Source organism: Serratia sp. T13T92, assembly GCF_047530105.1.
Taxonomy (GTDB): Bacteria; Pseudomonadota; Gammaproteobacteria; order Enterobacterales; family Enterobacteriaceae; genus Chania; species Chania fonticola.
Window position 1 is genome coordinate 105,882 of the sequence record NZ_JBLJAK010000016.1, and the last position, 13,837, is coordinate 119,718.

A 13,837-nucleotide genomic window follows, 5' to 3' on the forward strand; every position below is an offset into this window, starting at 1 on the left:
GGCATATGGGTCATGCTTGAGTTCGCGGCGGGGTAGGAGGGGGAGATTCGAGATAGCCGGTGCCATTGGGCACCGGCTGAGCGCTATTAACCGAACAGTGTGTACAGGATGGCGGAGATGGCAATCAGGCCCATCACGACCACAAATACGTTGCTGATGTGGCCGCTGTACTTGCGCATGGCAGGCACTTTACGGATCGCATACATCGGCATCAGGAACAGCAGCATCGCGATGATTGGGCCACCCAGGTTCTCGATCATGCCCAGAATGCTTGGGTTCAGCGTGGCAACGATCCAGGTGGTCACCAGCATGAAGATGGCAGTGATGCGGTTCAGCTTGTTGGTGGTGATGGTCTTGCCACGGCTTCTCATCGATTTGGCAATCATGCCGTTAAAGCCTTCACGAGCACCGAGGTAGTGGCCCAGGAAGGATTTGGTGATGGCGATGAAGGCGATGACTGGTGCGATGTACTCGATCACCGGGTTGTTAAAGTGGTTAGCCAGGTAAGACAGGATGGAGATGTTTTGCGCTTTGGCTTCGGCCAGATCCGCTGGGGACAGGCTCAGCACGCAACTGAAAACAAAGAACATCACGGTCAGCACCATCATGATGTGTGCATAACCCAGGATGCGGGAACATTTCTTCTCAGCGTCCACGCCGTACTCTTCGCGTTTTGCTACAGCAAAGGCGGAGATGATCGGTGAGTGGTTGAACGAGAACACCATAACCGGGATTGCCAGCCACAGGGTGATCACCAGGCCGTGGCCCAGGCTGCCGCCAGAACCGGCCAGTGAGACGTTTTCGAAGATGGCACTGCTCCAGTTAGGGATCAGATAAAGCGCCAGCAGCATCAGCACCGCAACAAACGGGAATACCAGGATACTCATGGTCTTCACGATCGCCTGCTCACCGAAACGCACAATGCCCATCAGGCCAACGATCAGGATCAGCGACAGGATGGCGCGTGGTGGCGAGGTCATACCCAACTGGTGGGTGATGAAGCTGTCCACGGTGTTGGTGATCGCAACGCTATAAACCAGCAGGATTGGGTAAATGGCGAAGAAGTAGAGCAGGGTGATCAGTTTACCTGCGCTGATACCAAAGTGTTCTTCTACCACTTCGGTGATGTCTTCACCTGGGTTTTTGCCGGACAAAACGAAACGGCACAGGCCACGGTGGGCAAAGAAGGTCATCGGGAAGGCGATGATGGCCATGATGATCAGCGGGATCAAACCACCGATACCGGCGTTGATTGGCAAGAACAAGACGCCAGCGCCGATGGCGGTGCCGTAGAGGCCCAACATCCACATGGTATCTGATTTACGCCAGGCCGTGCTGGAACCTGAGGCTGCAGAGGCGATAGTGCCGGTCTGTGTAGTGTCCATAAATATCTCCGAGGTGAACACGATAATTTAAAATAAAAAGAAAAACTTAAGTTTAAAATCCGCTGGTGAAATAAGTTGCTATCCCGCCAGTGGTAAAATCAGTTGTTACAACTAGAGGTTGAATTGCGCCTCTGAATTGTTTATCAGGCTAATGATGTTGCTAACCTGCCAAAATGGTTTCTGCTGTTAACGGGGTCAACGCCGATGTTTCTGTCGGAGGAGCAACTGCCCACCGATTTTGTTGGCGGCAAGATAACGATTTACAGCAGAAACAACCGTGATCTTGCTTCCAAATGCGTGATGTGTGCGGTTAAAGGCTTTTATTGTAAATTTTCATGCAAATGTTGCGCGTTTGTGCGAAACATCATGCTGCAACCGTTCTCACTAATCCCACAACCTTTATCCGGTTTGTATGATGTTTAACCGGATAAAAACCTGTCTTGTGTGGCAGGGCGAGCAATATATTTTATGTGATGGTTTGGATCTAGCTAAAATGCCGGATTAAGCTGTTTTAGTGATTTAGATCACGTTTGGTTATTGAGGGGGAAATGTTTATCTGATTGTTTTTACACTTATTTAGTGATTTTCATTGTCAATATGGCTGGAAGATGACGGACCTAATAAGACGATCTTAATCATCATATGAATAAGGATAAATCCTGATAATTTGATTAAAAATAGCCGATAATTTTTTACCAAAAGGCGGCTTAACGAGGCGGGTGCAAGAAGGGAACCATTTTATCTGGGTGAGATTTGATGCAAATTACTGCAATAATGTTCTGCGGGAAATAATAACGCTGGCAAGTTGTTGCAATCCATTAACCTGTAATTATCGGCCATTAGGAATAATTTAAGTTTAATTGCTTAAAAAAAAGCCTGAGTTTAACCAGAAATTGGCAACCGCGCCCCTCAAGTAGCACCAGGGACACGGCATAAAAGTGGCAGTGAGGCCAAGATCAGAAACGCAAAGTGACCGCGTGTTGGTTGAAAAAGTCGATGAATTCGGGGTCAGGCTGGCGATCGGTGATGACTTTGTCGAACAATGCCAGCGGCCCGATGCAGGCAGGCTTGGTTTGGGCAAATTTGCTGTGGTCGGCGACCAGGATTTTTTGCTGCGCCTTGTCCAACGCTTTGTGTTTCATCGCCAGTTCATCAAGATTGAAGCAGGTTGCGCCGTGCTGCAAAGTGATGCCTGCCGCTGAGATAAAGGCCACGTTAGGGCAGATGTGGTCCAACTCGTTATGTTGGCCAACAGCGGTAAAAATGTAGTTACTCGGTTTAAATTCGCCGCCGCACAGGATCACCTTGCAGTTGGGCTTGTCCTGCAGCGCCAGAAAGGTGTTGAGTGAGTGGCAAATGGCGGTAAAGGGGAGTTCATCTGCAATGGCGTCGATAATGGCCGGGGTGGTGGTGCCACAGTCAAAGAACACCGTGTCATTTTCGTTGACTAGCGGTGCCGCCAACATGCCAATACGGCGCTTTTCCGCCACCTGTTTGGCTTTCTGGTCGGAGACAAAATAATTGGTGACCCCGTTGATACGCGGATCGGCTACGACATAACCCCCAAGCAAGACCACTGCAGCAGGTTCGGCACTGAGATCGCGCCGGATGGTCATTTCCGAGACGCCGAGCAGTGCGGCTGCTTCTTTTAAGTGGATCTTGTCAGAACGCTTTAGAGCCTGAACTAGCCGGTTGATACGTTCGTCGCGCCGGGTTTCCATCAGTTTTTCCTACAGGTTTATACCCCAAGTTTCTCAAGTGTGGCCGAAAGGGATAAAGGAGCCAAAAGTTTCTTTCGTTCGCTCCAACACAATAATGCGGAGTAGTGCAGACCCAGTTCGCACTGGGGGCACAACCCCGCATTAGATGTCGCTATACCTAGATAGAGCTAGCGAAAATCAGTAGCTACCGGTGTCAGCTGCATCGCCAGAAACGATCGCAACGCCCGAGCTGGTGCCGATACGTGTTGCACCGGCGGCAATCATTTTCCCTGCGGTAGCGCGATCGCGCACTGCGCCAGAGGCTTTGACGCCCATCTCGCTGCCTACGGTAGCACGCATCAGTTTGACGTGGTCTTCGCGAGCGCCGCCTGTGCTGAAACCGGTAGAGGTTTTAACGAAAGCGACATCCAGTTCACGACACATTTCACAAACTACAACGATTTGTTCATCGCTGAGCAGACAGGTTTCCAATATTACCTTCAACGGGATAGCCGCGCAAACTTCACGCACCGCGGCGATATCGGCCTTCACTTCGTCATTCAGGCCGCTTTTCAGCCAACCGACGTTGATCACCATGTCGATTTCCTGGGCGCCGGCGGCAATGGCAGCTTTGGCTTCGAAAGCCTTGGAGACGGTCAAACCCGCCCCCAGAGGGAAGCCGATAACCGAGCATACTTTAACGTTGCTTTCCTGCAACAGGTGAGCGGCCAACGGGACATAACCCGAGTTAACGCAAACGGCATAGAAATTATGCTGACGCGCTTCTTCGCACAGTTGGTTGATCTGGCTTTCCGTGGTGTCCATAGCCAGCAGGGTATGGTCGATATAGCGAGCGTAATCAATCTGTTCAGTAGTCATGGTAATTCCTCAGTGGGTGTAATAACGCTTTGGGATGTTAGTGATGTTATAATCCTAACATTGTCACATCGTGATTGGTAGCTGTATTAACACTAATTTTTCAGTCATAAGCGGAATTAATGAGCACAACCTGCCACAGAATGCGCTGGTAAATGTTATTTAAATAACATAGATTACACCTTGACCAATCCGTTCACTGAGCAACGGCTGCCCCCTGAGGAAAGAAGATGAAGACGATCATTAATCTGAGCCCTGGATTGTTCGGCATACAGCCGAATGAAGTGTATCGTGGCGCTGGTTTTACGGTGACCGCGTTTATGTTTCCTGGTGACATCGCCGCGTTGGCGCTGCAAAACCAGCGGGGTACCTTAACGTTATTGCCCTACCAGGATTTGATGATTTGGGATGCGGTGTTTGATGGCCAGTCTCTCAAAGCAAAAGCCAGCCAGGCGCAGCCACTGCGTAATGATGCCCGTGGTTGCTTTGCCTCTCACCAAGGCTTGCCAGCTAATTATGGTCCGGTGATTGATGTCTGGCTGGAGGTCGAGGAGGAAGCAATCACTGTACGAGCCAGCACGGCCGATGGCCCTTGCCGCATCCAGCCGGCCGTTCAGCTAGCCGCCAACAGCACACAGTTCAGTATTGAAATGGTGATCAACAACCTGGCTGAGCAGGCCCAGCCATTAAGTTATATGTGCCATATGAACTACGCCTGCGCAGAGGGTGCCGTTTTCCGCCAAAATCTGCCGGGCTGTGCGCTCAATATCCGTGATAATCCACAGCGGGTCATTTGCTCTGACGACCTCTCGCTGTATGTCGATCAGGCCGAGTTCTTTATGCTGGCGCCGTGCGGCAGAAGGTATGTAACCCGTTTTGCCACCCGCCAATTCAGCTATGCCGTCTTACAGCGGCCACGAACCAACTCGCGGGCGACGGCGTTTGTCCAGCCGGCCAGTTGCAGCCCAGAGGTTGCAGCAATACCAATGGCAGTGATGTTAAAAGCGGGGGAGATGCGGGAGTTTCGCGTAACGACCGGCATGCTATAGCTGGCGGGGGGCAAGCCCCCCGCGGGCAGGTATTACTCCTTCACCCATCCTTTACGGATCGGGAAGGCGAACAGGAAATGGTACAGGCGCGTCAGACGTTGGGCGATAGCCTCACCAAACAGGTTCCACACCAATTGGGCAAACAGACACCCTACACAGGCCAGCAGGAAACCGCCCACCATATCCAGCGGCCAGTGCACACCAAGGAACACGCGGGACCAGGCAATGGCGACTGCCGCGACCATCAGCAAAATACCTGACCAGACACGATGCCAGCACAGGAAGGCCAGGGCGAAGGTGAAGATGGCGGTGCCATGATCGCTGGGGAAAGAACTGTCTGGTGCATGCGCCAGAAAGGTATAGCCGATGCCGGTGACAAACGGGCGCTCATGGGGCAACAGCGCACCGATAGCGGCCGAAGCGCTCATGGCAAATAACAGAGCAATGGTCGTTTTGGCTACCACTTCTCGCTGTGCTGCCAGTTGGCTATGTGCCCCCCAGAACCACAGGCCGACAATCAGCAGCGGGATAATGACGATCAGATCCCGTGCGATGAAGGTGGCAAGATCGATCAACCATTCCGGGCTGGCCGGAGTGGCATCAATCCAGGCGAAAAGAAGATAGTTCAACTGCTCCATTAAGTATTACCTCGTTTTACGGCGAAAATAGCCGCTAATACACCAATAAACAGCCAATTGGCTGAACCAAACCCACCACCCGGCCCACAGGTTATGGGAAAGAAAATGTGCGCCCCGCATGATCTGGCCAAAGCCCATAAGCATGCCAAGCGTGATGCCGCCCAGCCAGCACCAGTAAGCCAGGCGCGGGCGTTGCGGATAAAACAGAAAGAACAGTGCCATCAAGGCAAAGCCGCTGGAAGCGTGGCCACCGGGGAAGCAACGGCCAGGCCCCGGAAAGGCTGGCGTGCTGCCAAACAGGGGAAACGACATCGCTTTGCCACCGTACTCCAGCAGATCCCAAGGGCATGAGTGTGCGCTGGTTGCCTTCAGGATCCCCACCACCAACGGCCCAATGCCGATCAACAGCATGGCGACAATCAGCCGCGCATTACGGCGATAAATGCCCCAAAACAGCGCCAGCACCGCTCCGGCGATCACCGAAATCTTTAACAACCGGTGGTTGATCAGATCCAGCCAGTAGTTGTTCTGCCACGGAAAACGCTGGCTGGCGGCGTCATACCAATAATTACTGACTGCCCAATCCAGTTGTTCATTGCGTGACAGCCAGATAAACAGCAGCGCAGCCACCATCAGCCCAAAGGCTTGCCAACGGTAAAAGGATGCGGGCAAGGAGTAAAGGGCGTCAGTCTGAATTTGGCTAGCCGTTGAGGATTGATTTAATGACGATTGTTTGGCGTTTGATGGGTTCACACGAAGGCTCATAGGCGGTAACGGATTAGGCTACTGTAATCATCCCGTCTTAAGAAAACCTTAATGGATGGCAAGGGGTCTGAGGGTGATATCCAGATTTGACCTATAATTTAACGGCGTAAAGTATGCTAGCGTAGTTGGGTATTTAGGTTATGAATTGTAAGGATAAAAAATGAACAAGCTTTCTATGGTAGTGACCAGCCTGCTGATGGCCGCGTCTGTCAGCGCCGTTGCTGCAACCACCGCAAGTAATGACGATCTCAATATGCAGCCGTTGGAAAAAGTAGCACCGTTCCCGAAAGCAGAGCCGGGCATGAGCCGGCAGGTCATTTATTTACCCAAGCAGGAGAATGAAGAAAACTTTAAGGTTGAGCTGCTGATTGGCCAAACGCTGGAAGTGGATTGCAATCGTCACATGATGGGCGGCAACCTGGAGAGTAAAACGCTGGCCGGTTGGGGTTACAACTATTTTGTACTGCCGAAGCTGTCGGCTCCGGCCTCTACCATGATGGCTTGCCCGGATAATACCAAGCGTCAGGAGTTCGTTGCCGCTCATCTGGGGGATGCCGCGATGCAGCGCTATAACAGCCGCTTGCCGATCGTGGTTTACGTGCCGAAGGACGTCGAGGTGCGCTATCGTATCTGGTCTGCCAGCGAAAATACTGGCCGTGCGGTAATTAAATAAACGACTGTAGACTACGCATTGTAGGGGCGCTGCATGCTGCGCCCGCTTGCCTGCCATGCCCCTCTGAATAATCAATGGATTACCTAACGGATAATGCCGCGCGCCGAGCGAGAGAAGAAAGAAGTAAACCATTGCAGTAGCGGATAGATTTCGCTCAAGCGCTGCGCCTCCTGCTTCACCTCATCGATCGCCAATGCATTGTGATACAGCATGTTATACAGGGCTTGGATCACTTGCTGTTGCCGATCGTCCAGCGATTGGAAGGCTGCCGCTGACTCGTTAACACCGATGGGGGCCGCGCGGTTGCCACTGGCACTGACAAAAGGTGGAACATCCTGCACCACGCCGGACTGATGGGCGATATGCGCATGGGCACCCAACAGACAAAACTGATGTATCGCGCATATATTGCCTATCTGCACAAAATCATCCAGCTCAACATGCCCGGCTAGCCCCGAGTTATCACCGATAACCGTGGTATTGCCGACAATGCAATCATGGCCAATGTGAACGTTGTTCAAGAACAGGTTGTCATTGCCGATAGTCGTTCGCCGATAGCCTTGAGCGGTGCCGCGATGAATCGTCGCATTCTTGCCGATCCTGTTTCTGTCGCCGATGACCACGTCCGTCGCTTCACCAGCATATTTCAAATCCTGATTCACTTCGCCGATGGTGGAAAATTGCCCGATAACGTTATTACAGCCAATACGGGTGAGGCCGTTAATGCTGACATGAGAGGCTATCACCGTGTCATCACCAATCTCGACGCCAGCTGCGATGATGCAGAAAGGGCCAATGCTGACGCGCGCACCGATAATCGCCCCCGGTTCAATCAAGCTGCTGCTTGCGACCCGGGCAGAGGGTGAAATTGACATTGCGTTATCCTGATAATGGCGCGTGGCGTTTCCGGCACTCAGGGCCAATCATGGGTAAATGATTAAGCCGAAGTCTGGATTAATCTGAGAGTAAGCGTCGAATGGGAGGGGAAAGAGTTGGGCGTTGGTGGTCAGGTGATTTTTCTTATCGACAGGGCCGAGTATAAGGAGTTACCAGGCATATCACACCATCATATATTTTCTTTATTTTCTGAACCTTTCTGTAATGGGAGATGGGGCTTGGGGGCTAGATGCGGAACGGCTAACCGAGACCGCAGCGGGCTCACAACGTTGGGGCGCTGCCTACAGATTTTGCAGTAGTGCCTGATGCTGAGATTGATTGTTCCAGTAGTAGAACGATAAGAGGATGAGCTGCTACTCTCAGACTAGACTAGAATTAATAGGTAGGTTATCAGGCTGGGTATTAGGTAATACGGAGGGCCGACAATATGACTTATCAACATATCGTTATTGCAACCGATCTGAGTGACGATGCCGAACTGCTGGTGCGTAAAGGTTCTGAATTGGCTGGCTCACTGCAGGCCAAGCTGTCGTTGATTTATATCGATGAGCAAGCCAATCACTATAGCGAGTTTGGTAGTGGCGAATTCAACTATGCCGATAAGACCTTCTCCGAACGAGTTAAGAATATGCTTAACGCTATCCAGCAGCAGGCGGAGTATCCCATCAGTGAAGTGATCATTGGCCGTGGTGAACTCAGTGAAGCGCTGAACAATGCCATCCGTGAAAAGGGGATTGATTTGGTGATTTTTGGTCACCACCACGATATGTGGAGCCGTTTAGTATCCAGTACGCGCCGCACGATCAACCATATTGCGGTTGATATGCTGGTGGTGCCGATCGAAAAACATTGATGGGGGAGTGTTGGATCTGAGTGGCATTGAGAATGCGAGACATCACAATAATGAGATCAGAGCAGTGATTCGGCCATGTTATAGAGGCCGAATCACTGCGGAACTGTTTCTACAGCCCACCATTGCCATACCCCAGCTCTAGCATATGTTCTTATTTTTGTTCAACTTCTTGTTGATAGGATGCTGGTTTTCACTCCGCCCGCCATTAATTTTTTGTACTGGAAAGCATAATAGCAGGGCATCTATCTGATTACTCAATTGATGGAAAGCTTCTTTCTACAAGGTAATTCAATACCTTAACCTTATTATCAAGCAGGTCGGAGGGGGCTTTTTTTAGTATTTTATTTCTCACATCGGTTCTTATAAAGAGGAGTGATGTATTGGAAAAGAAAAAAGGGTCCATCAAGTAAATATAAACACCGGCGTTGTATAGCTCTAGATAATCACTGCCAATAAATGATATTTTCTTTGCGATCGTGGTGTATTTCTTGGCTAGAATTGCACTGATAACGCTAAACTGATCGTTTTTAAATTCTAAGTGCAATGCGACTAAGTTTTTATTCTGATCAAACAAGGTAAAAACATCTTTAGTACTTTCAAAAATGATATCGCTCCGTTTGTCCATATTGTTATCGGGTGTTTCTTTATAGATGTTTCCTCTCAGTTCGTTGTTAAACCCCACATTTACTGCTTCAGGGTGGGTCGCCTTGAACGTATCTTCCGTTGTCTGACCAAACTTCACCGTAAGCGTGCCTGTGCTGGCTGCACTTAAGTGCCCACAAAAAAAGGGGCTGGTTAAAACCAGAAAAAGGTAACCTAAAAAACTCACTTTCATGATGCAATCCTATAAATCCTTTCGGGATTGTGAAATGACACATAAAAAATCATTAAACTGCCAAAATTCGGTATTTTATTTCTGGTGCTGTTATTGTGTTGGTTTTACATGCTCACCTCCCTGGCATAAATGATATTTGTGAGCGATGTCCTATACCCTTTATCACATGATGATAGCTCAGTGTTTCACTACGTTGTCATTAAAGCAATAGTGTTGTCAATAATCTCGATAGGTTAAATTCTGTTAGTTTAAAATATGATATTGCGCTTAACGTTATTTGAAACAGATGTCTCCTCCTGCGTTCATGTACATCTACCTTTAGTATTTTATATCGCATTAATATTGCTGTTAGGATACTTTGACCAATAAACAATATGCTGCTGGTGTAAACGTGCTGGTCGACATTTATGTGTCGTACCGACAGGGCTGAGTATAAGGCGTACTTGGGCGTATCACATCATCTATGTAATCTGCACAACCAGCCTCAATATAAGTCTGGTTAAATGTTGATGCATCCTGATGCATTAATAGAGAGATTTACAGGCCGGTGTAGCGAAGGTTGTCGGCCTGGGAAAGTATGTAACCAGGTAGCCCTCCATTGTCTTACCCTAACGTTCGGAGTTAGAAGTGTTATGGCGTGGATATAAATTAGTTTGTATATCAAATTGTTACTGACTTACTAAGCATCAAGCAAGCTTCGAATTATCAGCTGTGCAATGAAAATTAATAGTTGCAAACTGTATATACATACAGATAATTGTCAGTATCGGAGGAAGCAAGGTGGCATTTATGAGGACTAACATGAAATTTATCGCAACTGGACAACATCGAAGTGAGTATCCAGATCCTATCACGTTCACAAGTGGAACTCCGCTTTTTATAGGGGATATGTATGAGGGCGATGAAGGTTGGGATAATTGGTATTTCTGTACAGTGCCTGATCATCCCGGTGGATGGGTTCCAGAACAACTCATAGAACGAAGCAACCAACCTGGCCATGGTATAGCGAAAGATGACTATACGGCCAAAGAACTTGATGTTAATGAAGGAGATGAGTTGCTGGCGATAAAATTCTTAAATGGCTGGGTATGGTGCCAGAGACTTTCAGATCAAGATAGTGGTTGGGTACCGAAAAGCATTCTTCAGAACATCAAATGAGGCCATTATTTTACATCAGAGTCTGAGTGGCGACGAATTCTAGGCTGTGTCCCCCAATTGATTGTGGCACCGTCGCAGTCCCCAAAGCCTTAAGACATTACTAACATCGCGGTGTGTAAATCAATGGGGTGCAGGTCAATCTGACTAGCAGCCTGAGAAAGCAGGCTTTTTATGGCAGCAAAACGAGTGTCACCACTCACTAAAACGACGATTTCTAAGTAACTGTTTTTGAAGTATGTAAAATTCAGGCAACAAAAAACCCGCTAATCTTGAACCTAAAAAGGCGGGACTAACGGGCTCCACAAAATGGGGACATCAAAGAAAAGCAGTGGCACTAATTCAGACTATGTCCCGATCGAAAAGTTCTACCTGTTGCACGAAAAATTAAAAAATATTTCGACGTGACACCACTTCTCAGACCGCCTTGCTACCCCATTATACCTGGCCAGATCACCACGATGAGCGAACCTGCCAAGGTTAACAACACGTTAGCGATGGCGTAGGTGCCTGCATATCCCAGTGCTGGAATATTACTACGTGCAGTGTCACTAATGATTTCCATCGCCGGAGCGCAGGTACGTGCCCCCATAATGGCACCAAACAGCAGGGCACGGTTCATGCGCAGAATGTAGGCTCCGAACAGGAAGCAGATCACTACCGGTACCAGGCTGACGATCAAGCCTGCGATCAGCATCTGGCCACCTACTGCGCCTAGGGTATTGCCAATACCTGCCCCTGCGCTCAGGCCTACACCGGCCATAAACACCATCAGGCCGAACTCTTTCACCATGTTCAACGCGCCCTGAGGGATATAACCAAAGGTCGGGTGGTTGGCACGCAGGAAGCCCAGCATGATGCCGGACATCAATAGCCCTGCGGCGTTGCCGATGCCAAAGGAGAAGCTGCTGGTGAACTGAATGGTGATCTGGCCAATCAGCAGGCCGATGATAAAGAAGGCGCAGAACGCCAGCAGATCGGTGACCTGGCTATGAATGGAGATAAAGCCGATCTTCTCTGCCACGCTTTTTACCCGGCGGGCATCGCCGCTAACCTGCAGCACATCGCCTTTGTTCAACACTATGCTGTCATCGATCGGCATTTCAATCTGGCTGCGGATCACGCGGTTGAGGAAGCAACCATGATCGGTCAGTTTCAACTGGCTCAGGCGCTTGCCTACCGCATTGCTGTTTTTGACCACGATCTCTTCGGTCACGATGCGCATATCCAGCAGATCCCGGTCGAACACTTCCTTACCGTTACGGAAGCTTGGATCCAGGCGTGCGTGAGCATCCGGGTAGCCGACCAGTGAGATTTCATCCCCGACCTGTAACACCGCATCTCCGTCTGGGTTGGCCAGAATGCCGTTGCGGCGAATTCTTTCGATGTAACAACCGGTTTGGCGGTAAATGCCGAGCTCGCGCAGGTTCTTGCCGTCTGCCCAGGCAACCAGTTCCTGGCCAACGCGATAGGCGCGGATCACTGGCAAATAAACCTTACGCTGACTATCGGTATCCAGACCGCGCTCACGGGCGATTTGTTGGGCAGAGGTAGAGAGGTCCTGATGCTGTAGTTTAGGCAGGTAACGTGCGCCGAAAATCAGGCTGACCAGGCCAATCAGGTAGGTCAGGGCGTAGCCCAGGCTCAGATGGTCTTGGGCAGCAAGCAGTGCCGGGCCGCTGGTGATGGTATTACGCAGCGTATCGCCTGCACCCACCAACACCGGTGTGGAGGTCATCGAACCGGCGAGCATGCCGGCAGTAAGGCCGATATCCCAGTGGAACAGCTTACCCAGACCGATAGCGATCACCATCGCTGAACCGACCATCACCAGCGCCAGCATGAAGTAGTTTTTGCCGTCGCGGAAAAAAATCGAGAAGAAATTGGGGCCAGCTTCAACACCGACGCAAAAAATAAACAGCATGAAGCCGAGGCTTAACGCTTCGGTGTTAATGGCAAAGTGCTGCTGGCCGAGCAACAGCGAGACCACTAAAACGCCAATGGAATTACCGAGTTGAACGGAGCCAAGACGAACCTTTCCGAGGCAGAGCCCCAGGGCGAGTACCACAAACAGTAACAGGATGTAGTTACCATTTAACAAACTTGCGACGTTTATGTTCACGGGGGATAACTTATTGTTTACCAGTAAGTTCTTGATAAAGAACACTATAAGAGTTAGATTCAGCCATAGAGTATATGGATAAAACTGAGATAACAACCAACCATCGGAAGGCGATCCGAACCATCGAATGGCGGCGCTTATTCTAGTCGCTATCACGTATGACAGCCAGCATAAAGCTGTGTCGGCATACGTATTTAACCCTTTTTGACCAAGGAAAAAGTTCAGCCAGCGCTGTCGATTTCGGCTGTGTGTCGCAAGGTCTGTGCGATAGGCTGTTTTTTACGATGTAGTGAGCGGTCACATCGCGATATCCGTCGTTTTTCGGGTATGGAGGGGAGAGGTGGATGGTGAGTTATCGATACTGGGTGGGCATTTTCAGCTGTTTTCTGTTGTTTAGCCTGGTTTTTCTGGGCCAGAAGAGCGGTGCCCTCGGCGTGCCAGAACCTGAGCATCATGGTGAAACCGGCCTGCTGTTGTTTATTATTCCCGGTTTTATCGCCAGCTATTTGTCGAGCAAGCAGCGTATCCTGTGTCCCTTGCTTGGCGCACTGTGTGCAGTACCGCTGTGTTTGCTCATTCGCCACTTTTGGTTAACGCCCGGCCATTCGTTTTGGCAGGAGTTGGCTTATGCGGTCAGCGCCGTATTCTGGTGTGTGTTCGGTGGGATGCTGTATTTATTAATGCGTATGGTGTTCCATGCTTTGCAACAGTTCTATCGGCGGCAAAAACCCTAATCGTAAAAAAGGCCACCTGCGTTCGGTGGCCTCAGATTGATGACAAAGTCCTGGCCGTGAGGCCAGGACTTTGATCTAATAAGGTCAGTGCAAAAAACGGACTGACTGCCATGCTCAAAGAACCTTCTCCCCATCAGTACCAGTTTGAAACCATT

13 protein-coding genes are annotated in these 13,837 nt (G+C 50.0%); 5 read left to right on the top strand and 8 right to left on the bottom strand.

All coding sequences use genetic code 11. The features are described 5' to 3' along the window. Positions 1–86 precede the first annotated feature (86 nt). The 3 genes from ACMV5I_RS16265 to deoC form a co-directional block, all read right to left on the bottom strand. The gene (locus ACMV5I_RS16265) at positions 87–1,385 is read right to left on the bottom strand and encodes an HAAAP family serine/threonine permease (RefSeq protein WP_174333466.1); all 1,299 of its coding nucleotides are present in this window, start codon (positions 1,383–1,385) and stop codon (positions 87–89) included. A 956-nt stretch (positions 1,386–2,341) separates the two neighbouring features. After that, the gene (gene deoR / locus ACMV5I_RS16270) at positions 2,342–3,106 is read right to left on the bottom strand and encodes a DNA-binding transcriptional repressor DeoR (protein ID WP_065685372.1); all 765 of its coding nucleotides are present in this window, start codon (positions 3,104–3,106) and stop codon (positions 2,342–2,344) included. A 177-nt stretch (positions 3,107–3,283) separates the two neighbouring features. Further along, on the bottom strand, positions 3,284–3,964 hold the full coding sequence (deoC, locus tag ACMV5I_RS16275) for a deoxyribose-phosphate aldolase (protein WP_024485555.1): 681 nt from the start codon (positions 3,962–3,964) through the stop codon (positions 3,284–3,286). 227 nt (positions 3,965–4,191) lie between these two features. On the opposite strand from deoC, the gene ACMV5I_RS16280 reads away from it, so the two are divergent. Then, complete coding sequence (locus tag ACMV5I_RS16280) at positions 4,192–5,010, top strand: hypothetical protein (protein ID WP_414824824.1); 819 nt, start codon at positions 4,192–4,194, stop codon at positions 5,008–5,010. Between the two features lie 32 nt (positions 5,011–5,042). Here the strand turns inward: ACMV5I_RS16280 and ybjG are convergent, their stop codons facing one another. Further along, positions 5,043–5,648, bottom strand: coding sequence for an undecaprenyl-diphosphate phosphatase (gene ybjG, locus ACMV5I_RS16285; RefSeq protein WP_024485553.1), 606 nt, complete (start codon positions 5,646–5,648; stop codon positions 5,043–5,045). A 6-nt stretch (positions 5,649–5,654) separates the two neighbouring features. Beyond that, positions 5,655–6,413, bottom strand: a complete 759-nt coding sequence (locus ACMV5I_RS16290) for a phosphatase PAP2 family protein (RefSeq protein WP_414824825.1) — start codon at positions 6,411–6,413, stop codon at positions 5,655–5,657. Between the two features lie 160 nt (positions 6,414–6,573). On the opposite strand from ACMV5I_RS16290, the gene eco reads away from it, so the two are divergent. Then, a complete protein-coding gene (eco, locus tag ACMV5I_RS16295) occupies positions 6,574–7,086 on the top strand; it encodes a serine protease inhibitor ecotin (protein ID WP_046808133.1) in 513 nt (170 codons plus the stop codon). Between the two features lie 83 nt (positions 7,087–7,169). Here eco and lpxA read toward each other — a convergent pair whose 3' ends face one another. Beyond that, the gene (gene lpxA / locus ACMV5I_RS16300) at positions 7,170–7,961 is read right to left on the bottom strand and encodes an acyl-ACP--UDP-N-acetylglucosamine O-acyltransferase (RefSeq protein WP_202712311.1); all 792 of its coding nucleotides are present in this window, start codon (positions 7,959–7,961) and stop codon (positions 7,170–7,172) included. Between the two features lie 449 nt (positions 7,962–8,410). Between lpxA and ACMV5I_RS16305 the strand changes: the two genes are divergently transcribed. Continuing rightward, entirely contained in the window at positions 8,411–8,836 is a 426-nt protein-coding gene (locus ACMV5I_RS16305) for a universal stress protein (RefSeq protein WP_414824826.1), read from the top strand. Positions 8,837–9,086: 250 nt separating this feature from the next. On the opposite strand, the gene ACMV5I_RS16310 is transcribed toward ACMV5I_RS16305, so the two are convergent. After that, the gene (locus tag ACMV5I_RS16310; RefSeq protein ID WP_414824827.1) at positions 9,087–9,671 is read right to left on the bottom strand and encodes a hypothetical protein; all 585 of its coding nucleotides are present in this window, start codon (positions 9,669–9,671) and stop codon (positions 9,087–9,089) included. Between the two features lie 801 nt (positions 9,672–10,472). Between ACMV5I_RS16310 and ACMV5I_RS16315 the strand changes: the two genes are divergently transcribed. Further along, positions 10,473–10,829 (top strand): hypothetical protein, encoded by a 357-nt coding sequence (locus ACMV5I_RS16315; RefSeq protein ID WP_261461348.1) that lies wholly within the window; start codon positions 10,473–10,475, stop codon positions 10,827–10,829. A 427-nt stretch (positions 10,830–11,256) separates the two neighbouring features. On the opposite strand, the gene ACMV5I_RS16320 is transcribed toward ACMV5I_RS16315, so the two are convergent. Then, on the bottom strand, positions 11,257–12,948 hold the full coding sequence (locus tag ACMV5I_RS16320) for an aspartate:alanine antiporter (protein ID WP_071680847.1): 1,692 nt from the start codon (positions 12,946–12,948) through the stop codon (positions 11,257–11,259). A 344-nt stretch (positions 12,949–13,292) separates the two neighbouring features. Here ACMV5I_RS16320 and ACMV5I_RS16325 point away from each other — a divergent pair, with 344 nt between their 5' ends. Continuing rightward, on the top strand, positions 13,293–13,682 hold the full coding sequence (locus tag ACMV5I_RS16325; RefSeq protein ID WP_414824828.1) for an inner membrane protein YbjM: 390 nt from the start codon (positions 13,293–13,295) through the stop codon (positions 13,680–13,682). The last annotated feature ends 155 nt before the right edge of the window (positions 13,683–13,837 follow it).